21 protein-coding genes are annotated in these 22,810 nt (G+C 43.8%); 11 read left to right on the forward strand and 10 right to left on the reverse strand.

Features of this window, described 5'->3' with window-relative positions; translation table 11 throughout:
• Positions 1 to 153: 153 nt before the first annotated feature.
• Together AC3E6G_RS00745 and AC3E6G_RS00750 are read left to right on the forward strand one after the other, a co-directional pair.
• On the forward strand, positions 154 to 843 hold the full coding sequence (locus AC3E6G_RS00745) for a response regulator transcription factor (RefSeq protein WP_172605117.1): 690 nt from the start codon (positions 154 to 156) through the stop codon (positions 841 to 843).
• Entirely contained in the window at positions 843 to 1,730 is an 888-nt protein-coding gene (locus tag AC3E6G_RS00750; RefSeq protein WP_490700267.1) for a sensor histidine kinase, read from the forward strand. Before AC3E6G_RS00745 ends, AC3E6G_RS00750 begins: the two co-directional genes overlap by 1 nt.
• A 20-nt stretch (positions 1,731 to 1,750) precedes the next feature.
• Here the strand turns inward: AC3E6G_RS00750 and AC3E6G_RS00755 are convergent, their stop codons facing one another.
• The 4 genes from AC3E6G_RS00755 to pabB form a co-directional block, all read right to left on the reverse strand.
• On the reverse strand, positions 1,751 to 2,503 hold the full coding sequence (locus tag AC3E6G_RS00755; protein WP_140814297.1) for an ABC transporter permease: 753 nt from the start codon (positions 2,501 to 2,503) through the stop codon (positions 1,751 to 1,753).
• Positions 2,504 to 2,557: 54 nt separating this feature from the next.
• Positions 2,558 to 3,466 (reverse strand): ABC transporter ATP-binding protein, encoded by a 909-nt coding sequence (locus tag AC3E6G_RS00760; RefSeq protein WP_140814296.1) that lies wholly within the window; start codon positions 3,464 to 3,466, stop codon positions 2,558 to 2,560.
• Between the two features lie 333 nt (positions 3,467 to 3,799).
• Positions 3,800 to 4,414, reverse strand: coding sequence for an alpha/beta fold hydrolase (locus AC3E6G_RS00765; RefSeq protein ID WP_140814295.1), 615 nt, complete (start codon positions 4,412 to 4,414; stop codon positions 3,800 to 3,802).
• Positions 4,411 to 6,141 carry an aminodeoxychorismate synthase component I gene (gene pabB, locus AC3E6G_RS00770; RefSeq protein WP_490700268.1) on the reverse strand — a complete coding sequence of 577 codons (1,731 nt, stop codon included), beginning with the start codon at positions 6,139 to 6,141 and terminating at the stop codon, positions 4,411 to 4,413. The genes AC3E6G_RS00765 and pabB overlap by 4 nt, the downstream gene beginning before the upstream one ends.
• Positions 6,142 to 6,261: 120 nt before the next feature.
• On the opposite strand from pabB, the gene AC3E6G_RS00775 reads away from it, so the two are divergent.
• The 4 genes from AC3E6G_RS00775 (at position 6,262) to metF (ending at position 12,485) form a co-directional block, all read left to right on the forward strand.
• The gene (locus AC3E6G_RS00775; protein ID WP_490700269.1) at positions 6,262 to 7,302 is read left to right on the forward strand and encodes an acyltransferase family protein; all 1,041 of its coding nucleotides are present in this window, start codon (positions 6,262 to 6,264) and stop codon (positions 7,300 to 7,302) included.
• Positions 7,303 to 7,416: 114 nt separating this feature from the next.
• Entirely contained in the window at positions 7,417 to 9,024 is a 1,608-nt protein-coding gene (locus tag AC3E6G_RS00780; protein WP_490700270.1) for a glycoside hydrolase family 13 protein, read from the forward strand.
• 273 nt (positions 9,025 to 9,297) lie between these two features.
• Positions 9,298 to 11,547: a 5-methyltetrahydropteroyltriglutamate--homocysteine S-methyltransferase gene (metE, locus tag AC3E6G_RS00785; protein ID WP_140814291.1), complete on the forward strand. Its 2,250-nt coding sequence runs from the start codon at positions 9,298 to 9,300 to the stop codon at positions 11,545 to 11,547.
• 62 nt (positions 11,548 to 11,609) lie between these two features.
• Complete coding sequence (gene metF, locus AC3E6G_RS00790; RefSeq protein WP_140814290.1) at positions 11,610 to 12,485, forward strand: methylenetetrahydrofolate reductase [NAD(P)H]; 876 nt, start codon at positions 11,610 to 11,612, stop codon at positions 12,483 to 12,485.
• Positions 12,486 to 12,850: 365 nt separating this feature from the next.
• Here metF and AC3E6G_RS00795 read toward each other — a convergent pair whose 3' ends face one another.
• Positions 12,851 to 13,822, reverse strand: a complete 972-nt coding sequence (locus AC3E6G_RS00795; protein WP_048691157.1) for a hypothetical protein — start codon at positions 13,820 to 13,822, stop codon at positions 12,851 to 12,853.
• A gap of 360 nt (positions 13,823 to 14,182) precedes the next feature.
• Between AC3E6G_RS00795 and AC3E6G_RS00800 the strand changes: the two genes are divergently transcribed.
• Complete coding sequence (locus AC3E6G_RS00800) at positions 14,183 to 16,567, forward strand: phosphoketolase family protein (protein ID WP_048691154.1); 2,385 nt, start codon at positions 14,183 to 14,185, stop codon at positions 16,565 to 16,567.
• Between the two features lie 108 nt (positions 16,568 to 16,675).
• On the opposite strand, the gene AC3E6G_RS00805 is transcribed toward AC3E6G_RS00800, so the two are convergent.
• Genes AC3E6G_RS00805 through AC3E6G_RS00815 form a run of 3 tightly spaced genes read right to left on the reverse strand, consistent with a single transcriptional unit; the run spans position 16,676 to position 19,014 of the window.
• On the reverse strand, positions 16,676 to 17,092 hold the full coding sequence (locus AC3E6G_RS00805) for a hypothetical protein (RefSeq protein WP_140814451.1): 417 nt from the start codon (positions 17,090 to 17,092) through the stop codon (positions 16,676 to 16,678).
• Positions 17,073 to 17,975: a phosphodiester glycosidase family protein gene (locus tag AC3E6G_RS00810; RefSeq protein ID WP_140814288.1), complete on the reverse strand. Its 903-nt coding sequence runs from the start codon at positions 17,973 to 17,975 to the stop codon at positions 17,073 to 17,075. Before AC3E6G_RS00810 ends, AC3E6G_RS00805 begins: the two co-directional genes overlap by 20 nt.
• A complete protein-coding gene (locus tag AC3E6G_RS00815; RefSeq protein ID WP_285338267.1) occupies positions 17,962 to 19,014 on the reverse strand; it encodes a bifunctional glycosyltransferase family 2/GtrA family protein in 1,053 nt (350 codons plus the stop codon). The genes AC3E6G_RS00810 and AC3E6G_RS00815 overlap by 14 nt, the downstream gene beginning before the upstream one ends.
• 277 nt (positions 19,015 to 19,291) lie before the next feature.
• Between AC3E6G_RS00815 and rpsF the strand changes: the two genes are divergently transcribed.
• From rpsF to AC3E6G_RS00835, 4 genes are all read left to right on the forward strand, one after another.
• A complete protein-coding gene (rpsF, locus tag AC3E6G_RS00820; protein WP_006595679.1) occupies positions 19,292 to 19,582 on the forward strand; it encodes a 30S ribosomal protein S6 in 291 nt (96 codons plus the stop codon).
• Between the two features lie 26 nt (positions 19,583 to 19,608).
• Positions 19,609 to 20,103, forward strand: coding sequence for a single-stranded DNA-binding protein (locus AC3E6G_RS00825; RefSeq protein ID WP_006595680.1), 495 nt, complete (start codon positions 19,609 to 19,611; stop codon positions 20,101 to 20,103).
• Positions 20,104 to 20,144: 41 nt separating this feature from the next.
• Positions 20,145 to 20,384: a 30S ribosomal protein S18 gene (gene rpsR, locus AC3E6G_RS00830; RefSeq protein WP_000068664.1), complete on the forward strand. Its 240-nt coding sequence runs from the start codon at positions 20,145 to 20,147 to the stop codon at positions 20,382 to 20,384.
• A 211-nt stretch (positions 20,385 to 20,595) separates the two neighbouring features.
• Complete coding sequence (locus AC3E6G_RS00835; protein ID WP_129822441.1) at positions 20,596 to 21,117, forward strand: GNAT family N-acetyltransferase; 522 nt, start codon at positions 20,596 to 20,598, stop codon at positions 21,115 to 21,117.
• A 35-nt stretch (positions 21,118 to 21,152) separates the two neighbouring features.
• Here the strand turns inward: AC3E6G_RS00835 and AC3E6G_RS00840 are convergent, their stop codons facing one another.
• Together AC3E6G_RS00840 and AC3E6G_RS00845 are read right to left on the reverse strand one after the other, a co-directional pair.
• Positions 21,153 to 21,827 carry a DUF1129 family protein gene (locus AC3E6G_RS00840; protein ID WP_129270089.1) on the reverse strand — a complete coding sequence of 225 codons (675 nt, stop codon included), beginning with the start codon at positions 21,825 to 21,827 and terminating at the stop codon, positions 21,153 to 21,155.
• Between the two features lie 28 nt (positions 21,828 to 21,855).
• Entirely contained in the window at positions 21,856 to 22,800 is a 945-nt protein-coding gene (locus AC3E6G_RS00845; RefSeq protein ID WP_006597173.1) for a magnesium transporter CorA family protein, read from the reverse strand.
• Between the last annotated feature and the right edge of the window lie 10 nt (positions 22,801 to 22,810).

Consider the following 22,810-nt stretch of genomic DNA (forward strand, 5'->3'; position numbering starts at 1 on the left):
AGGATAGTCAAGTTCATCCTGTGATAACCTAACATGCAGATCTACCTGGGTACTATAGAATTTTCTCATATTTTCATTGACGAAGGAGCTTTTATTTGATAGGCTAGGGGAATAGAAATGATTTGGAGTTCAAAGGAAAAAGGAGCGAGGCAAGTGGCACGGATTTTATTAATCGAGGATAATAATGATATCCAAGAAATTTTATACAGTCTCTTAAGTGAAGACTATGAGGTCCTTCAGGCTTTTTCAGGTACAGAAGGGTTGCGACTCTTCCAGCAAGAAGCCGTTGATTTGGTCCTCCTGGACATCATGCTTCCAGGGAAAAATGGGGACCAGGTCCTGGAGGAGATCCGTTTGCAGAGTCAGGTGCCGGTTATCATGATGACGGCTCTTGGAGACAAACACCTCATTAGCCAGTACCTCCTTGCCGGTGCCAATGATTATATTGTCAAGCCCTTTAATCTGGATGAGGTGGCAGCTCGTGTGACGGTGCAGCTGCGAAATCAAACGACGGTAGCACAGGAAGCTCAAGCGCCGCAAAAGCTATCCTTTAAGAATTTGGTCTTAAATCCAGAAACCTTTGAACTGGAGTCTGGCGAACAGACGCTTCGCTTGGGCAAAAAAGAATTTCAAATTTTTGAGACCTTGCTGGTTCATCCAAAGAAGATTTTCACCAAGGAAGAATTGTATGAGGCGGTCTGGGAAGAGGTCTATCTGCCTGGAGACAATACCCTTAATGCCCAGTTGAGTAATCTCCGGAAGAAAATTGCCCAACTAGACCCAGATGAGGATTACATTGAAACCGTCTGGGGCTTGGGCGTTCGCTTGAAAGGAGACAAGTAATGTGGGGATTGGTTCTAATTCTAGTCGTCCTTGTCTTTCTCTTGGGACTGGGTTACCTTCGCCTACTCTCTGCTCTCACAGATTTGCAGGAGCAGATTCAACAGAAGCTCCAAAATGGGAGTGGGGTACGGTTAACGTCACGTGTTTCAAAAAAAGAAATGGTCGCCTTGACCAAGCAGGTCAGTGATCTCTTTGATCAAATCGAGCGGACCAATCGGATTGCCTTTCAAGAGAAAAAGACCTTGGATATGGCCATCAGTAATATTGCTCATGATATCCGGACGCCTTTGACCATTGCATCGGGCTATACCCAACAAATCATCAAGGGTGGGACGCAGGAAGAGGAAAAGCTGAAGAAAATTGCTTCCAATCTTCAAGTCGTCTCAAAACGCCTGGAATCTCTCTTGGAATACAGACGCTTGATGGAGGGAGCTATTCAGCCTCGGCTTACAGACGTTAATCTCAGCCAAGTCCTGACCCAGCAGTTGTTCCAGTATTATGATAGCTTGTCTGAGGCGGGGATTGCCTTAGAAGTGGAGATGGAGGAGCATCTTCATTATGCTACGGATCCGGAGCTCTGGGAGCGCCTCTTGCAAAATATGCTCAGCAATGTCCTCAAGCATGGGAAGGATCAGGCCCGCTTGACCTTGATGTCGGATGAGGACACGATTCGGGTCGAGCTACGCAATATTGTGCAACAACCGATCCAGCACTTAGACCAGTTGGCTAGTCGCTTCTACTCAGAAAATCTATCGGATACAGAAGAATCATCTGGCTTGGGTCTCTATATCATTCAAAATTTTGTAGAGATCTTAGGGGGCGACTTGCAACTGGCAACAGAGGCAGATTGGTTTATCTTGACCATTACACTGAGAAAAAAGGCTTGAGCACCGCTCAAGCCTTTTTGTCATAAATCTTTGTGTTTGAAAGTAGCGAGTCCTAGGAAGCCAAAAACAAGGATGAATCCAAGAGCAATCGAGAGGGTGTTGTTCGTTGCTGTGGTGCTTTGGACCATGGAATATTGGAATTCCAAGTTTAGATAGTGGAGGATATCAATATCTTTAAAGAAAAGCGCAGGAAGACTTAAGAGGATATTTCCAACGAAGTAGCCAACGAAGGCTAGGGTGATGGATTGGCTAGCATAAAGGAGGAAGGAAATGATGCTGACCCAAGCCAGGGTGGAAAGGAACTGAATCAGCACGGTCAGACCAAAATGAGCAAGGAAGTGCTCTGGCATGGTTCCAAGTCCATTGTAGAGGGTCGCGATCAAGAAGACGAGACCATAAGAAACGAGAAATTGGAAGAGGGCAATGGTCAGGACAACGGCGCTTTTGGCAAAGTAGTAGCTGGTGCGCGAAACCCCATAGGCCAGACTATTCTTGTATAAGTTTTGCGTTAAGTCTGTTCCTAGAACCAAGGTGATGACAATAATGGTAAAGAGGATAGTCACACTGATGCTGGAAGAGTAGTTGGTCAAGGCTTTAAAGCCCGTCCAAACTTCGGTTGCTTGGGGTAATTTGGATTCCGTATTGACGCCGACGTGGCCGGTAGCTCCAAAGATGACTCCAGACAGGATGTTGAGAACGAGAATGGCTTCTGTAATCCAAAAGCCTTTGGAGCGAAAAAGTCTGTAAAAATCTGCTTGAATGGTATGCAACATGATAGATCTCCTAAATGAAATATGTGGGATAAGTAAAACAAGGCGGTGATTTGACTAGTCTACCAAGTCCGTAAAGAATTTTTCCAGATCTTGGCGGGCATAGTAGATTTCGTCCACGTCAATATCCGCTTGAACGAGGGCTTTGACAATGACTTTAATATCGTGAGTCTGTCCGAAGATATGGATTTCTCCATCTTTATCGATGACCTTGATACGGTGATGGAGTTGATCCTGGATCAGTTGACTCGCAAGGGCTAGCTGGCTGGTCTTGAGGATGATGTAATCTTCTCCTTGTTCTTCGAATTCAGCCTTACTAATTTCTTTGATCAGGCGTCCTTGGTCGACAATGCCAAAACGATTGGCAACCAGATAAAGCTCGGAAAGGATATGACTGGAAATGAGGATGGTCATACCGAGTTCATCGTTGAGGCGCTTGATCATCTGACGGAATTCCTTGATTCCGACGGGATCGAGACCATTGATGGGTTCGTCCAAAATGAGGAAGTCGGGCTTGGCAATGAGCGCAATCGCAATTCCCAACCGTTGTTTCATCCCGAGTGAAAAATCGCGGAATTTCTTCTTACCCGTATTATTCAGGCCAACATAATTCAAGGTTTCTTTGATGACCTGGTCGGGATTGGGAATATGGCGAGCCTTGCAATAGTAGACTAAGTTTTGGTAGGCGGTCATATGCTTGTGAGCCACAGGACTCTCAATGACGGAACCAACCCGTTTCAGGGCTTGTGTCCACTGAGAGCGATTCGTGGAAGCGAAGAGGGAGACGCTTCCGTCAGTTTCTTGAATCAGCTGGGTGATGACCTTGATGAGGGTGGTTTTCCCTGCCCCGTTCTTACCGATCAGGCCGTAGACGTCGCCTTTGCGAATGCTCAGATTCACATCATTTAAGGCGTATTGTTGACCGAACTTTTTACTCAAATGGGAAATTTCTAATACTTTTTCCATGGTTTTCTCCTTCGTCCAAATGACTAGTTATTTTTTTTACACTCTTAGTATACAGCTTGCTTTTCAAATAACTATCAAGCAATTCTAAAATATTTCTAAAAAAACGGGAGTGGGACAGAACGAATTTTGACTAAAAATCGTTCGTTGCCCCACCCCCGCAAGGCTGATTAGGTCATCTTTGGAGCTTAAAAGGCGAACAAAGACTTAGGAAACTTGCTCGCAAGTTCTATTCACCACCTCAAAGCAGTGCTTTGAGCAATCAGCTACTGCGCCTTGCAGTTATAACTATCATATATAAGAGACTGGACACTTTATGCCCAGCCTCTGTTCCTATTAAAAATCACCAACAAACTCTTTGATAGCTTGTGCCAGTTCATGGGGTTTCTGAGTATTGAGTAGATGGCCTCCGTCTGCGATTTCTAGATAGTGACCTTTAGGCAGGAGATTTGCCAACTTTTTAGAAGAAGCCTGATTGGCCCCATCTTTGCTGCCACAAATCACTAGGCTAGGAAGAGGGCAGGTTTTAGCGGTATCGGTTAGATTGAGACTTTTTAATTCGGTAAAGATTTGCAACATGTGCTGTTTATTGGCCCCCTGCTTTTCAAAGACACGCTTGGGAATCAGACGAAAAAGGAGAATTTGGAGCCTATAGAGGAGATTGGTGTTGAGTTTGTATTGCGTCCCTGAAAGCACCAAGCCCTTGAGTTGTTGCAAGTCTCGGCTGGAGAGATCGAGAGCGAGAACGCCTCCCAGTGAGAGTCCAACCAGAATAAAGGGTTCGCTTTCTTGTTGGAGGTACTCCGTCAATCTTTCTTTGGCCTCCTGATAACTTTCGCTTGGACGGGAGAAAATAGCGAAAGATTCAGATTGCAAGGGGGAAAGTGCATCTTGGACCCCTTGCCAAGAGTGGGCATCCTGGCCTAGGCCATGTAAAAAAATAAGTTTCATTCTGATTCCTCTCTAGTGAAATCGAGTGGATAGAGGCCACGCAGGGCATTGCAGGCATAGACTTGGTCAGCGACTTCTAAATCCTTCAGCGTTAACAGTTTTTCTTCTACTTGTCCAGTTTCTAAGAGATAGCGGCGGTAAATCCCGTCGAGGATAGGGAGGTGGGCTGGAGGTGTGTAGCGCTGGCCGTCAATCTCTAGGATGAGATTTCCGATGGTCGTCTCTAGCAAGGTCCCGTCTTCTAAATAGAAGATCTGCTCGTGATCTTTAGCTACTAGATGGGCTCGCTGGCTAGTCTTAAAATAAGTAAATGGCTTCGCTAAATCAAGCTTTTGCTCGGTCAGTTGAGCCTGCAGATAGCTAGCGGGCAAGTCCTTCAGCTCGGTGATAGCCAGCTGGAAGGCCCCGTTTTTTTGTAAGGCAATCCGACAACGATAGTCAAGGTTGGAGTCCAAACGAGCAAGCTCTTCTTGAAGTTCTTTCAGGAGTTTTGGCTCATCAAAAGGATAGGCAAAGTAGCGATTGGCCTCTCTTAAACGGGTCAGGTGTTGCTCCAGGAAGGTCAACTCTCCTTGGTGGATACGACCAGTTGTCAAGAGGTCAAAGCGAGGTTCTTGTCGGTAGAGGACAGCAGACTTTTGCTTGGTCTCCTGGTATTCACTTTCCCATTTGCTGTCCCAAGTGATGCCTCCACCTACGCCATAGACGGCTTGATGCCCTTGCATTTGAAGGGTTCGAATGGCCACATTAAAAATCCGTTTCCCTTTTGGAAGAAGGATACCGATTGTTCCACAGTAGACGCCACGAGGAGCAACCTCTGTCCGTTGAATAATTTCCATAGTGGAAATCTTCGGTGCCCCTGTGATGGAACCGCAAGGAAAGAGAGCCTGGAAGGTTTGGACTAGGTCGACTTCGGGGCGTATGCGACTTTCAATGGTCGAGGTCATCTGCCAAACAGTAGAGTATTGCTCCACCTGGCAGAGATGGGTCACCTGCTCACTTCCGATCTCCGAAATGCGATTCATATCATTACGCAGGAGATCCACAATCATCATGTTTTCTGCTCGATTTTTGGGATCAGCTTCTAGCCAAGCAGCCTCTTGAAGATCTGTTTGGTTGGTAAGCCCACGACGAGTCGTCCCCTTCATAGGGCGGGTGGTCAGTAGCCGGTCATCTTGTTCAAAAAAGAGCTCAGGACTAATAGAGAGGATGGACACATCATCGTGCTGGATAAAGGCATTGTAATGGGCCTTCTGTTCTACCACCAAGCGATTGTAGATGGCCAAAGGGTCAGCTTTTAGCTCTTGAGAAAGCTGGACGGTGTAGTTGACCTGATAGGTATCCCCTTGGCGGATGTGGTGCTGGATGGTCTCGATAGCTTTTTGATAAGCAGGCGCCTCTACCTCTTCCTGCCAATTGGCTGGAAGATCCACTGCCTCGTAGTCCTCTGGGAAAGGAAGGGTCTCGACCTCCTCATGAATTGTGAAATAGAGGAGATACTCTCCCATGAGTGGTGCTGGGTGGACGGCTAATTTTTTCTCAAAAGCAGGAGCGGCTTCATAGCTGACATAGCCTACGGCATAAAAACCAGCCTCCTGATAGGCTTCTACCTCTCTCAGAAGAGTCTCTACTTGGCCGAGGTCTCTTGTTTTTAATTCCTTTAGGGGCTTGGTGAAAACGTGTCGCAATCCAAGCTCTTTAAAATCAATAATCGTTTGTTTGTGCATGCTTTGAGTATATCAAAAATAGAGGAAAAAAGGTAGATAAGGAGGCAAGGATTCCTTGCTTGGTCCTCTCTTTCATGCTAAAATAACCATAGAATCTGCATTTGGCGAAGGAGTAGGACCATGAAAAAGAATTCCCTCTATAACACTTCCAGTATTAGTCTTTTTCAATACCTCTTTGCAATTGCAGTGATTTTGGTGCATAGTGGTCGCTTAACTTCCTATGAGCTGGTGCATTTTGGCCTCAAGAGTATCCTTGGACGGCTGGCGGTGCCATTTTTTATCGTCTGTGCCAGCTTTTTCCTCAAGCCATCACTAAGAGATGCAAGGAAAATGAAGGCCTACCTGGTCAAAATCGTAAAAACCTATTTATTTTGGAGTTGTGTCTATCTTCCCTATGCCTGGGTCTTTTTTTCTAGTCTCCATCTCCCTGTCTATCTCTTTCCAGCAGGCGTTCTGATTGCTCTGCTCTATCTGGGAATGTGCTACCAACTCTGGTATATCCCAGCCTTTTTGCTGGGCTTGTTTTTGGTCAATCAATTGGTCAAACGCCTAGGTATGGTTTGGACGGGGGTGATCACGTTTCTTCTATACTGCTGGGGTTTGATCGAGACCTATTCAGCTTATCTGGACACCACGAGTCTTCTCAAGGGATACCAACTCTACAGCAACTTATTTTTCACAGCGCGAAATGGTCTCTTTTACACGCCTATTTTTATCTATATGGGATACTATCTCTATGATCATTTTTATGCACAAACCTTTAAGGTTCACCGTTGGCAAAAAGTGGCCCTTGCCTTTGGACTGTTCTGTCTAGAAGGCCTCATCATTTTTCAACATGAAGGAATCGATAAGAACTTTTTCTTGCTCCTTCCCTTTGTGACGGTCTATTTGGTTAATGCTTGTCTGCGATCGTCCTTTTTGAAAAGCTATGATATGCAGTACTTAAAGCAGATGAGCATGGCGCTTTATTTTTCGCATCCGATTTTTATCGAATGGGCTCGCTATGGCTTTAGCAATCTCCCACTTTCTTATCCAGGCAGGGGCAAGCTGATTTTTGTGGCCGCCTTGTTTGGTAGTCACCTCTTTGGATTGGCCATGCTTTCTTATCACAATTGGCAAAAAGAAAAGAAGAATCGAAGTCTTGAAAAGGAAGGTCTCTAAAGAGACTTTCTTTTTTATTTTAAGGGAGACTGATAGATCCACTAAGAGTTGCAATTCTTTTCAAGTTTGGTTATGATGTAAGGGATTACAAGTAAAGTCAAAAAGGAGAAGCGCATGAAGAAAAAATGGTGGCATGATGCCGTGATTTATCAAATCTATCCCAAGAGTTTTTTAGATAGCAATGGCGATGGAATCGGTGACCTCAAGGGGATCATCAGTAAACTGGATTATTTGGAGAAGTTAGGCATTACGGCTATTTGGCTGTCTCCTGTCTACCAAAGCCCTATGGATGATAATGGCTACGATATATCTGATTATGAGGCTATTGCTTCCATCTTTGGCACCATGGAAGATATGGAAACATTGATTGCGGAGGGGCAAAAGCGAGGTATTAAGATGATCATGGATTTGGTGGTCAACCATACCTCTGATGAGCATGCCTGGTTTATCGAAGCGAAAGAAAATCCAAACAGTCCGGAGCGGGACTACTATATTTGGCGGGACCAACCCAATGATCTTGTCTCTACCTTCAGTGGGTCAGCTTGGGAATTTGATCCGGCTTCCCAGCAGTATTATTTGCACTTCTTTAGTAAGAAGCAACCAGACCTGAATTGGGAAAATGAGACCCTTCGGCAGAAGATTTATGACATGATGAACTTTTGGATCGACAAGGGGATCGGTGGTTTTCGGATGGATGTCATCGACATGATTGGGAAAATTCCTGATCAGAAGATCGTAGCCAATGGTCCCATGCTCCACCCTTATCTGAAAGAAATGAATCGAGCGACTTTCGGGGATAAGGATTTGTTAACGGTCGGGGAGACCTGGGGAGCGACACCTGAGATTGCTAAGCAATACTCTGGTCCTGATAATGAGGAATTGTCAATGGTCTTTCAATTTGAGCACATCGGGCTTTTCTTCCAAGAAGGCCAGCCAAAATGGCACTATGCGAAGAAGCTCAATGTTCCTAAGTTGAAAGAAATCTTTAACAAATGGCAGACGGAACTGGGCATGGACGAAGGCTGGAATTCCCTCTTTTGGAACAACCATGACCTCCCTCGGATTGTTTCTGCCTGGGGAGATGAGCAAGCCTATCGGGTGAAGTCCGCTAAGGCCCTAGCCATTCTTCTTCATTTGATGAGAGGGACACCTTATATCTACCAGGGAGAAGAGATTGGCATGACCAACTATCCTTTTAAGAGCCTGGACGAAATCGAAGATATTGAATCTATTAACTACGCCAAGGAAAGCCTAGAAAAGGGAGTGGAGCTAGACACCATTATGGACCAGATCCGACATATTGGCCGGGACAATGCTCGAACCCCTATGCAGTGGTCCAATCTGCCACAGGCTGGTTTTACAACCGGTCGCCCATGGCTAGCTGTCAATCCAAACTATCAGGAAATAAATGTAGAAGCGGCTTTGGCTGATTCCTCATCCGTTTTCTATACCTACCAACAATTGGTTGCCCTCCGTAAGGAGCAAGATTGGTTGATCTCTGCCGACTTTGAACTACTGGATACAGCAGATCAGGTCTTTGCCTACCAACGAGTAGATGGGAATCAACGCTATTTGATTGTGGTCAATTTGTCTAGTCAAGTTCAGAGCTTTGAACTGAAGCAAGACTATCAGGAGGTCCTCATTAGCAATACCAATGTAGAGCAGGTCAAACAGACAAAAGTATTGGAACCTTGGGATGCTTTTTGTGTGCAACTAACTTGAGCATAAGTTTCTACAAAAAAAGAAGCGGATAGCTTCTTTTTTTGTTTTAGAGGGAATGAGGACTGTCCTATGGGAGGGGTCTCAGTCTGTCTGGTAGAAGCCTTATAGTTATTTTTTATAAGGTCTATTAGTTCTGTTCAATGACAAGTGGCGGAAACCCTTGATCTATAAGGTTATAGCTTCTGGCTATACCATAAACCATTGAAAAGCAATTATACAGAAGGCGCTTCTTCTGATAAGATAGACTCAACTTGAATTTTTGGAGGACAAAACATGTCAACTACAATTATCGGATTCCCTCGTTTGGGTGAATTCCGCGAACTAAAATTTACAACTGAGAAATATTTTAGAAACGAAATTACAGCTGAAGATTTGTTGGATGCTGCAAAAGAATTGCGTGCCAAACACTGGAATATTGTCAAAGAAAAAGGTATCACTGAAATCCCATCAAATGACTTTTCTCACTATGACAACTTCCTAGATGCAGCCTTCCTTTTCAACGTGGTTCCTACATCTGTTCAAAACTTGGACTTGTCTGACCTTGAACGCTACTTTGCCTTGGCGCGTGGTTACCAAGGAGAAAAAGGGGATGTGCGTGCTCTTCCAATGAAGAAATGGTTCAACACCAACTACCACTACATCGTTCCAAAATTTGAAAAAACAACAGAAGTCAAATTGGCTGGTCACAAGATTTTTGATGAGTACCAAGAAGCGAAAGAATTGGGTCTTGACACTCGTCCAGTTGTGGTTGGACCATTCACTTTCCTTCAATTATCAGACTTTGAAGAAGGCGTAAAAGCAGAAGACTTCGTTGATAGCTTAGTAGCTGCTTACCAAGATGTTTTTGCTAAATTGGCTGAGCTTGGTGCGACTCGTATCCAACTGGATGAAGCAGCTCTTGTTAAAGATTTATCAGCTGAAGAAAAAGCGCTATTCTTGAACCTCTACAACAAGCTCTTGGCTGACAAGAAAGGTCTTGAGGTCTTGATCCAAACTTACTTTGGTGATGTTCGTGACATCTACTCTGCCCTTGTGAATTTGCCAGTAGATGCGATTGGTTTGGACTTCGTTGAAGGGAAGAAAACTCTTGAACTCGTTAAAGGTGGCTTCCCAGCTGACAAGACGCTTTATGCAGGTATCGTCAATGGTAAGAACATCTGGCGCAACAACTATGAAAAGAGCTTGGCTATTCTTGAGCAAATCCCAGCTGAAAACATCGTTTTGACTAGCTCATGCTCACTTCTTCATGTGCCATTTACAACTGCTAATGAAGACTTTGAACCAGCTATCTTGAACCACTTTGCTTTTGCAGTTGAAAAATTGGATGAAATCCGTGATTTGGATGCTATCCGCAACGGTCAAGGAGCAGAAGCTCTTGCAGCAAACAAAGAACTCTTTGCGACTGAACGTGTCGGAGCAAATGCAGAACTTCGTGCGCGTATCGCTGGATTGACAGACGCAGACTACACTCGTTTGCCAGCTTTTGCTGAACGTGAAGCAATCCAAGAAGATGCCTTCAAACTTCCAGCTCTTCCAACAACAACCATCGGATCCTTCCCTCAAACGAAAGAAGTTCGTGCGAAACGTTTGGCCTTCCGTAAGGGTGAATTGTCACAAGAAGAATACGATGCCTTCCTTGCTGAAACCATTGACGAATGGATCAAATGGCAAGAAGAAGTTGGATTTGATGTACTTGTACACGGTGAATTCGAGCGTAATGACATGGTTGAGTACTTCGGTCAAAACTTGTCAGGTTACCTCTTCTCTAAAAATGGTTGGGTACAATCATACGGTATGCGTGGGGTGAAACCACCAATCATCTGGGGTGATGTGACTCGTCTCAACCCTATTACTGTGAAATGGTCTAGCTACGCACAAAGCCGTACTAACAAACCTGTTAAAGGGATGTTGACTGGACCTGTTACAATTCTTAACTGGTCATTCCCACGTGAAGACATCTCTATCAAGGATTCAACTCTTCAAATCGCTCTTGCAATCAAGGATGAAGTTCTTGATCTTGAAGCTGCAGGTGTGAAAATCATCCAAATCGACGAGGCTGCTCTTCGTGAAAAATTGCCACTCCGTCGTAGTGACTGGTATGAAGACTACCTTGACTGGGCTATTCCAGCCTTCCGTTTGGTACACTCAACAGTAGCACCAGACACACAAATCCACACTCACATGTGTTACTCAGAATTTACAGATATCATCCCAGCCATCGACAACATGGATGCAGACGTCATCTCATTTGAAGCGAGTCGTTCAAACCTTGAAATCTTGGACGAACTCAAAGCGAAAAACTTCCAAACAGAAGTTGGACCTGGGGTTTACGATATCCACTCACCTCGTGTGCCTAACGAAGGCGAAATCGACCACACAATCGAAGCAATCCTTGCGAAAGTACCAAGCAGAAAAGTTTGGATCAACCCTGACTGTGGTTTGAAAACACGTGGAATTAAAGAAACGAAAGAAAGCTTGATCCGCCTTGTAGAAGCTGCGAAAGTTGCGCGTGAGAAATTGTAAGAAAAGCAGTTCTCCATACTTGGTTGATCAGTAAGAAATCAACTAGAAAAAGGTTATTACATATGTCGCGTCAAACACCGTCACTCTCATTTGAAGTTTTCCCTCCAAACCCAGCAGTAGGCAATGACAAAATTATTGCAGCCCTAAAAGATATGCAGGGCTTGGCTCCCCACTTCATCAGTGTGACTGCCAGCAATAATAAATTTAATATCAAAGAGACGACGGTTCGTTTGGCAGACTATATCCAAAATGACTTGGAGATTCCGACCATTGCTCACTTGCCAGCTATCTACCTAACTAAGGATAAGGTGGCTGAGACTATTGCAGATTTGGATAAGGTTGGGGTTCAGAAAATCTTGGCTCTTCGTGGAGATATCATTCCGGGTGTTGAGCCTCAAAAGGATTTTCGTTACGCCACAGACTTGATTGAGTTCATCAAGGAGCAAGCTCCTCACTTTGATATTGTTGGCGCTTGCTACCCAGAAGGGCACCCTGACTCTCCAAATCAGATCTCGGATATTCAAAATCTCAAGAAGAAAGTGGACGCAGGCTGCTCCAGTCTCGTAACGCAACTTTTCTTTGACAATGAGCGTTTCTATGATTTCCAAGACAAGTGTACCTTGGCAGGTATTGATGTTCCAATTCATGCGGGAATCATGCCGATTCTTAACCGTAACCAAGCTCTTCGTCTACTGAAGACTTGTGAGAACATTCATCTCCCACGTAAGTTTAAGGCTATCTTGGACAAGTATGAGAATGACCCTGAATCTCTCAGAGCAGCAGGACTTGCCTATACTGTAGACCAAATCGTGGATTTGGTTACTCAAGATGTAGCAGGAATTCATCTATACACGATGAATAATGCAGAAGTAGCTCATCAAGTGTATAAGGCTACGGAAGCTCTCTTCCACCACAAAACCAAATTTGAAGTGAGTTGAGAAATCAAAAAATAGGGAGAAGAACAGAGGGAATTCAAAAGTACCCTCTTGCTCCTCTCCCTTTTGATTTTTTTGTTTAAGAAAAATACATGCGAAGATACACTTTTTTATAGTAATCCTAAAAATCGGAAGCTTAGATCTTGTTTGACAGGCTGACATCACGATTTATGATGCACCAAATCTAGATTATCTCTTCTATTTCTTCGCGACCAACCTAGTGACAGATGTCTATAAAAATGGTAAAAAAGTGATTTGATCCTCTCGTTTCAAACGTGACCTAAATAGTAAAAATCCCCTCATCAACTGATTCTGATGAGGGGATTTTAGTGCTGAGAACAGTATTTCCAAAGGGAGTTGGAAAATCTTTAAATGCCAACTTTGACATCTGGGAATCTCTCAGACACCTGTGCAAAAAGAGTGTAGAGTTGTTCTTCAGCGTTCTTCCTATTCTTAATGGATAGGCGGTGCTGTTTCTTTGGTTTGTCCTTGCGGATGTAGCACAATTGGAAGATCGAGCGAGCAATCCCTGATTGACGAACTCGAGTGACATGTAAGTATAGTTGTTGAACCTCTCGTAAATCAATCGTTTGCGTTCCTTTGAAATAGGTGATCAAATGATTCTTGTACAAGATAACTTTTAAGTCTTGATTGTAGTAGCTGGCTCCATCAGACAGGCGGGACAGATCTCCTTGGAGTTCGGGATAGTTTTGGTGGAGTTCCTGATAGGAAGCAATGGTCCGTTTCCGAACGGAGAAGCTGGCTACGACCATTATGATAGAAAGTCCAGCAAGAGCAGCTGAACCAATCAAGAGGAATAAGGAGTCTTTGTTGTACTCTGTAAGGCTTAAGTAATAGCTGGTCGTCATATTAAGGGACACGACAGAAGTCGGGTCGAGAAGGGAATGGATGTAGTCGCTATAGCCGACAAGGCGACCGTTACGAGACGTATTTTTGCTATCCTTTGCCAAAGGGGCCAATTGCGTTCCCTTTAGTTGATAAGGTTTGGTCAGCAGTTCCCCATTTTTTGCCTTATCAACGATTTCTTTAATCGTCGCATCGTCTTTTTTGGCTTCGATCCCTGCAAATTTACCATCATTTTGGTTATCATATTGGACGATATAGAGGACGTGGCCGTTGTCCACAGTTCCGACAGGTTCTTGTGTAATATCATAGACTTGCATCGTTACAGGATCCCCAGACTTTTCTGCCTTCGCAAAGCTAGTAGAAGGGTTCTGGCGTCCCATCCATAATGAAAATACTAATCCTGCGAATGCAAGAAAGACAAGGGCAAGCACCAGACCTGAAACAAATCCTTTGTTAGGTTTTTCCTTCATCATAACGATCTCCTTTAGTTTGATATCTAAAGTATATCATGAAAGGTTTTATGTGACAAGGGAATTTATAGATAGCTGATTTCAAAGGCTTTTTGAGAGGTTTAAGCAAAAACTTGTTTGTAAAATGATTGAAAAATGCTTTGATTTTAAAAGAGATTTGCAACTTTTTATAAAAAACTATATTTTTTTTAATTTTTTCTATATACAAAAAGCTAAATTATTGATAGAATAGAAAAGAATTGAATTAAATTTGGTTCGCGTTCGTTCTGTCTTAATATGAATGAAACAGAATGTTTATAACCTAAATACTTGCACTGGATTCTAATTCATCAGAATCATAGCTAGAATTTGAGAGGAGACAATATGACTGTTGATTTTAACAGCAAAGCTTACTTGGATAAAGTGGATGCGTGGTGGCGTGCAGCCAACTACATTTCGGCTGCTCAAATGTACTTGAAAGACAACCCATTGTTGAAACGTGAAGTGGTTGAAAACGACTTGAAGGCTCACCCAATCGGACACTGGGGAACTGTACCAGGACAAAACTTTATCTATGCTCACTTGAACCGTGCCATCAACAAATACGACTTGGATATGTTCTACATTGAAGGACCAGGTCATGGTGGACAAGTTATGGTGTCCAACTCTTACTTAGATGGTTCTTACACAGAATTGAATCCAAATATCCCACAAAATGAAGAAGGATTTAAACACCTATGTAAAATCTTCTCATTCCCAGGAGGGATTGCCTCTCACGCGGCACCTGAAACTCCAGGATCTATCCACGAAGGTGGAGAGCTTGGTTATGCTCTTTCTCACGCAGCTGGAGCTGTTTTGGACAATCCAGATGTGATTGCTGCAACCGTAATCGGTGATGGTGAAGGGGAAACTGGTCCATTGATGGCTGGTTGGTTGGCTAATACCTTCTTGAACCCAGTTAACGATGGTGCTGTTCTTCCAATCTTCTACCTCAACGGTGGGAAAATCCACAACCCAACAATCTTCGAACGCAAAACAGACGAAGAATTGGCCCTTTTCTTTGAAGGTCTTGGATGGAAACCAATCTTTGCAGACGTAACCGCTATTTCTGACGACCACGAAGCAGCTCATGCTTTGTTTGCAGAAAAATTAGACGAAGCGATTGAAGAAATCAAGAAAGTCCAAGCAGAAGCTCGTAAAGGTTCTGCAGAAGAAGCAACTCAACCAGTATACCCTGTCTTGATTGCTCGTATTCCTAAAGGTTGGACTGGACCAAAAGCTTGGGAAGGTACACCAATCGAGGGTGGATTCCGTGCGCACCAAGTTCCAATCCCAGTAGATGCTCACCATATGGAGCATGTGGATGCTCTTCTTTCATGGTTGGAATCATATCGTCCAGCTGAATTGTTCGACGAAACTGGTAAATTGCTTCCTGAAATTGCTGAAATTGCACCAAAAGGTGACCGTCGCATGGCTATGAACCCAATCACAAACGCAGGTGTCATTAAACCAATGGACACTGCTGATTGGAAGAAACATGCCTTCAAGATCGAAACACCAGGTGCTATCATGGCCCAAGATATGATCGAGTTTGGTAAGTATGCGGCAGATCTTGTGGATGCGAACCCACATAACTTCCGTATCTTTGGACCAGATGAAACTAAATCAAACCGTCTTCAAGAAGTCTTCACTCGTACAAGCCGTCAATGGTTAGGACGTACGAAACCAGACTACGATGAAGCTTTGAGCCCTGCTGGACGTGTCATTGACTCTCAATTGTCAGAGCACCAAGCAGAAGGTATGCTGGAAGGATATGTCTTGACAGGTCGTCATGGCTTCTTCGCTTCTTACGAATCATTCCTTCGTGTCGTAGACTCTATGATTACTCAACACTTTAAATGGTTGCGTAAATCTAAGACTCACACGACATGGCGTAAAAACTACCCTGCCTTAAACTTGATTGCGACTTCAACTGTTTTCCAACAAGACCACAATGGCTACACTCACCAAGATCCAGGTATCTTGACTCACTTGGCAGAAAAAACTCCAGAATACATCCGTGAGTACTTGCCAGCAGATACGAATACGTTGCTTGCGGTGATGGACCAAGCCTTCAAGGCAGAAGATATGATTAACTTGATCGTTTCTTCTAAACACCCACGTCCTCAATTCTACTCAGCTGATGAAGCAGAGGAATTGGTTCGTGAAGGATACAAGGTGATCGATTGGGCATCAACTGTGTCAGCAGATGAAGATCCAGATCTTGTCATTGCAGCTGCAGGTACAGAGCCAAACCTTGAAGCTCTTGCTGCCATCACAATCTTGCACAAGGCCTTCCCAGAATTGAAGATCCGCTTTGTCAATGTGGTAGATATCTTGAAATTGCGTCACCCATCCGTTGATGCGCGTGGACTTTCAGATGAAGAGTTCGATAAAGTCTTCACAACTGATAAACCAGTGATCTTTGCCTTCCATGGTTACGAAGGCATGATCCGTGACATCTTCTTTAACCGTCACAATCACAACTTGCGTGTGCATGGTTACCGTGAAAACGGAGATATCACAACACCATTCGATATGCGTGTGATGTCTGAATTGGATCGCTTCCACTTGGCACAAGATGCAGCCAATGCAGCTCTTGGAGCAGAAGCAGCTGAATTCGCAGCTCAAATGGACGAAACAATTGCCTTCCACAATGCTTACATCCGTGAACATGGTGATGATATTCCAGAAGTACACAACTGGAAATGGGAAAACGTAAATAAATAAGTTTATTCCAAAAGAAATCAGAAGTTATTCTGGTTTCTTTTTTGATAGATAGTATTGTAAAAAATCTAAAAGCTCTTATCCATAATAATTGGATAAGAGCTTTCAATATTAAGTACTTAACTTTGTTTTTTCCACCCAGACACTGCGGACAAAGAAGATACTGATGAGAGCAAGGGCTAGGAAGATCCCTGCAACATAATAGTAGGGCTGGTCGAGAGTTGTAGAACGACCAGAGAGGTTAACAATGCCTCGGTAGAGGGCTCCAGCAGTTGCCGTGGCAAGAGCTGAGTTCCAAAGATTAAGAGTGATTCGAGAAAGGCCTTTTACCACTAGTTGCAGAGCTACGAGCAAGGACCCACCAATCAAAGGAATCAAGAAGAGGTAGTGCATGAAGGCAGAGGTTTCGCCAAAACTAAAGTGTTCGTAGATGCGACTTCCGACGAAAAAGAAAGCTGAAATCAGAGTGTACCAGAGAATGGTCTTTTTCAACCTTTGTTTGATAGGATTAGTAACCGATGTAGACAATGTCACTCACCGCCCTTTCTGAGATAGTACCATTTGTAGTTGGTTTGTTAATAACTTGGCCATTGAAGTAGAGGGTAGAAGATCCACCCCCGTCTAGGTTGTAGGCTGTTTTGACGCCATACGATTTCATCACTTCCGCTAATTGGTAGAGAGATAGGCCTTCACTCTCTGAAGTCCGGCCGTCCGAGACGACAATGATGTAGTGGTTTTCGTCGATGATCCCAATGGCAGTACGTGGATTAGACGCCATGGATTGTCCCACCTCTGAGTTAGTATCGACTGTAATTTCTCCATCTTCAACCAAGGAAGGTCCGAAGGCAAGGAGATTAACAACCCCGTCTTTGACCAACTGATCCGCAGAGATTTCATCTTCGTAGATAACCTTGAAGGAACCATCTTTATAAATCGCTAAGTCGCCATTGCTAGAGTCTTCGCGAACCGTATCACGGTAGACCACTCCGTTTCGGATGACATAGCCGGTGCTATTAGCTCCGTAGTAGTCTCCATTGACGGCTAGAATGGCATTGTTCTCAGTTGCAGTGACGGAAGTTTTAGCTGTCACGTTTGTCCCGTAGGTATTTTGAGCAAAAGCAGTTTTTAGATAGTCAGAAGAGCTAACCGTAATATCTGCAATGTAAACTTGAGTGTTTTCAACTGTTTTTTCTGTCAGGCTCACCTGGATATTGTCATCGGAGTAACTGGTATCTGTTGTAGTAGCAGAGGCTGCTGCCTCCTTAGCCGCCTTGGTATCAGTAGTCGTAGCTTTGACTGTTTGGATAGCATCGGATAAGACAAAGGTTTTGAGCATAGAATAGCTGAAGGAGCTTGTTAGCAGGATGCCGAAACAAGCAGCATAGGTATAAGATTTTTTAAAGAATTTCATGAGTAGGTGTAGTCCTTTCCTTGAAAATGATTTTTTTCTGAATCAACCATGAGACGACGAAGAGCAAGAGTCCGACGATCACTTTGCTGAGGAGCAAATGGAGACCAAAGCTTGCATAGAAGAGTCGAATCAAGAGGGTATCGAGAATAAAGAGTCCAATCGCAAGTCCCAAGTAACCACTTCCGGTTCGAGCCAGGCTGTCTTTGTTCTTAAAGACTAGCCGTTTGTTGGTCGAGTAGTTAAAGATGGAGCTGGCCACACGAGCGATCCCGTTTGCAAGGAGGATCCGAAGACTAATCGGCACAGCCATCATCACGAAAAGGAAGAAGGCATAGACCAGGTAGTCAACGATAAAGCTACTCAGGGAAGAGAGGGCAAACTTGAACATGTCCTTGTAGATCATGAGACCGTCGCGAATAGGACGGAAATGGGACCCTTCATTGTCATTGATATAGACTGTTTCAATCGGAACTTCCAAGATGGGAAAGGCCTTGCTAGCTGCGAGGAGCACATTCATTTCGTACTCATACCGTTGTCCCTCGATATCTAACATAAAGGGGATCATGTTGGTTGTAAAGGCTCGAAGGCCAGTCTGCGTATCTGTCACAGCGACCCCTGTTTGTTGCTTGAACAAGAAGCGGGTCAATTTATTTCCAAAAGCAGAACGCAAAGGAACCTTGCCTGAAAAGGCGCGTGCCCCTAGAACCAATTGGTTCGGATTTTCTTGCGATTGACTGGCTACGCGGAAGATATCCCAAACCTTATGTTGACCATCAGCATCAGCAGTGATGACTGTTCCGTATTGCCCTTGCTCTTGAATGTAAGTGTAGGCTATTTTGAGAGCCCCTCCTTTTCCAAGGTTGGTTTCGTGGTGAAGGACTGTAGCTAGCCCGTCTAATTTTTCAAAAATCGCTTGGCAGTCCTCAGAACTACCATCGTCCACAACGATAATGGAGAAGTCACATTTTTCTCTCAGTTTTTTTACCAGTTTGAGAAGTTTTTGATCGGGTTGATAAGCGGGGATGACTAAATAATTCATAAGCGTTCCTCGTTTCTTGTTTGTGATGAAGGTAGTATAACGGCCCTTTCTTAAAGCTAACTGATATCAGTTTTCTTTAAGGAAAGGGAGAGATTTCCTTGTTGTAAAAAAGGAGAGAAAATAATAGAAGAAAAATAAAACTTTTCGAAAAGAATGTAGAGAAGGTATTTTCACTTGCCTTCTATCCCAAAGTCTGGTATAATAGTTTCTTGTGAGCAAACCTCACTTACCCCTTGCAAAGACTTGGGGTCATTAGACCAAAAGGAGGAACATATCAATGGCTAAATACGAAATTCTTTATATTATTCGTCCAAACATTGAAGAAGAAGCTAAAAACGCTTTGGTAGCACGCTTTGACTCTATCTTGACTGACAACGGTGCAACTGTTGTTGAATCAAAAGATTGGGAAAAACGTCGTCTTGCATACGAAATCCAAGATTTCCGTGAAGGACTTTACCACATCGTAAACGTTGAAGCGAACGACGATGCAGCTCTTAACGAGTTCGACCGTCTTTCAAAAATCAACGGTGACATTCTTCGTCACATGATCGTAAAAGTTGACGCGTAAGCCCTAACGAATAAAGAAGGTGACTAATGATTAACAATGTTGTACTTGTAGGTCGTATGACTCGAGATGCTGAGCTTCGTTATACCCCTCAAAATCAGGCTGTTGCGACATTCTCACTCGCGGTTAACCGTAATTTTAAAAACCAAAATGGTGAACGAGATGCGGACTTTATCAACTGTGTGATTTGGCGTCAACAAGCTGAAAATTTAGCGAATTGGGCTAAAAAGGGTGCCTTAGTTGGGATTACAGGTCGTATCCAGACTCGTAATTATGAGAATCAGCAAGGTCAACGTGTTTATGTCACTGAAGTCGTAGCGGACAGCTTCCAATTGTTGGAAAGCCGCGCGAATCGTGAAGGACAAGCAGGTGGTGGTTATGCTTCAGCTGGAGGATTTGCAGGAAATGCAGCTCCAAGCTTTGGAGGATCTGAACCATCAAACGCAACACCAAACTTTGGACGTGATGACAATCCATTCGGAGCTAATCCAATGGACATCTCGGATGACGATCTACCATTCTAAGAATGGGTTTAACGAATTAAAATTATAAAGGAGAAATAAACATGGCTCAACAACGTCGTGGCGGATTCAAACGCCGTAAAAAAGTTGATTACATCGCAGCAAACAAAATTGAATATGTTGATTACAAAGATACTGAGCTTCTTAGCCGTTTCGTTTCAGAACGTGGGAAAATCCTTCCTCGTCGTGTAACTGGAACTTCAGCGAAGAACCAACGTAAAGTAACAACAGCTATCAAACGCGCTCGCGTAATGGCTTTGATGCCTTTCGTAAACGAAGATTAAAGAAAAGACCCTTACGGGTCTTTTTTTCACGAGCCTGGAAATTGGATAGCGAGTTGAGGTCCGGGTGGCCCTCTTTTTCATGAGCTTGAAAACAAGAAAGCGAATTAAGACCCTTACAGGTCTTTTTTTCAGGTCCGGGTGGCCCTCTTTGATCTTTCCCAAGCTCTAATTATGCTATAATGAGGGGGAGAAAGGTATCAAGAAGCGCAACATGAAGGAAAGCACAATCATCAGAAGTATGATGGAGTATGATATTGAAGGGATCTCTCAAGCCTTTATCCATCAAGGGTGGCCGGGTAGAGAGGATATCTTGGCCAGCTATTTTCAGGATCAGGAGAACGGAAAGAGAGACGTATTAGTAGCTGAGTCGGATGGATTTGTGGCAGGTTATATCACTATATTGCCTTATGCCAAGCACGGCCCTTTCGTGGGAGTCTATCCTGAACTATCTGATTTTAATGTTTTTGAGCCATTTAGAAATCGAGGAATTGGGAATCAACTCTTAGAAGAGGCGGAAAAAAGAGTCCGGCTACTATCAGAGATTGTTACTTTAGGGGTTGGTTTACACTCGGGTTATGGTCCAGCTCAAAGACTGTATGTCAAACGGGACTATATCCCAGACGGATCTGGAGTTTGGTTTAGGGATCAGCCCTTGGACCCTTACAGTTCTTGTGAAAACAATGATGACTTAGTCCTCTATTTTTCAAAAAGATTGAACAGGGAAATACAGTAAAAACAAAAACGGATGAAAACTTCATCCGTTTCTTTTTAGCGTCGTTGAGGTGCTGTATTGGCGCTCTTAATATTGTATTTTTTCTTCAAGTAGTAGCGGAGAAGAAGAGCTCCTCCACCGAGTAAGAGCATGAACCAGTTTGGTACACGAGGGTTGAGGAATTGTGGGAGCAAAGCAGTGACCATGAGAATTACAACCCAAAGGATCATCGCCAACATTAGGATAGGGAGTGACTTGGTTAAAGCAGGCCGTTTCATTCCACGTTTAGAAACTTCGTAGTACTGGTAGAAGTAGTAATACATCAAATAGAGCACAACCCCACCAGCCAAGCTACCAAGAGTCAATGTGAGAAGTCCATAAGTGGTTCCCTGAGGTGCAAAAAGGTTCATGAAGGCTGAAATAGCAGCAAAGAGACCAAAGACGAGAAGGAAAGAATCTGTGATCATAAGATGAGGAGCATCATTCTCTTTTGGATGCTCTTTTTCGTAGCGTTCCTGATCACTAAAAGCATTGGCCCAAACAGTTGGCGCTCCAAAGAGAGTTCGCGCCGTTACTCCTTTTGGTTGGTTTTCAAAGATAGCTGGAAGAATTTCTTCAATCAGGCTAGTAGCCTCTTCTTCTGTTTTGCCGTTTTCAATCAATTGGTGTTTAGCGATGCGAACGAATTCTTGATTCTTTTTACTTAATTGGGTCAAATCAAATTGAGACATAAATACTCCTTAGTGTTATTAGTAGGTGTTAGAACCATTTTTTATGGATGAGGTAGACAACGAGCGATCCGGTCATGGCAAAGGCAATAAAGATAATGAGCCAGAAAGCATTAGGTTCTCCGTTGAGGGGGAGATCATTGTTTTTAAAGTTCATGCCATAAGCCGAGAAGATCATAGTTGGGATGGACATGACGATGGTCACCATGGCCAAGGTCTTCATGATATTATTCTGGTTGTTGGAGATGATCGATGCGAAGGTATCGGTCATAGAGTGGAGAATGTTTCCATAAATATCCGCCATCTCAATGGCCTGTTGGGTCTCGATCAAGGTATCTTCCAACAGATCCTCGTCTTCCAGGTATTTCTTGATGTTACTGGTGGCACTGGTCAATTTCTTGATTACGCGCTCATTGGTTTTCAGAGAGGCCTTAAAGTAGACGATGGTTTTTTCTAATTCCATCAGCTCAATCAGCTCTTCATTACGAGTTGATTTGTGCAGTTGACTTTCAATCTGTTCACTCTTACGATCCAGGGTACGAAGTGCGGTCAAGTAGAGCTCAGCATTGCGATAAAGGATCTGGAAGATGAAGCGGGATCGCATGAAGGTATAGAAATTCCGCAAGCGACGATTGATAAAGGTGTCTAGGAGAGGCAACTCTTCCAAGCAAGTGGTGATGATAGCCTCCTCTGTTAGGATAATTCCCAAAGGGATGGTGACATAGTAGGTCTGATTGTTCCGCTCTTCCTTGATGGGAACGTCTACGATGATCAAGGTATATTCATCTTCGATGGTCATACGGGACATTTCTTCCGCATCGAGCGGTGCCCGTAAGTCGGCAATATCGATGTTAAAAGCAGAGGCGATTTCCATCGATTCACTTTGGGAAGGATTGACAAGGTTGATCCAGCTACCGGGTTCCAGTGTCTCTATTTCTTTAAATTCAGTCGTTGTCGATAAAAAGACCTGTTTCATGGTGCCTCCC

The organism is Streptococcus sp. SCPM-O-B-23252 (M501), from assembly GCF_058200355.1.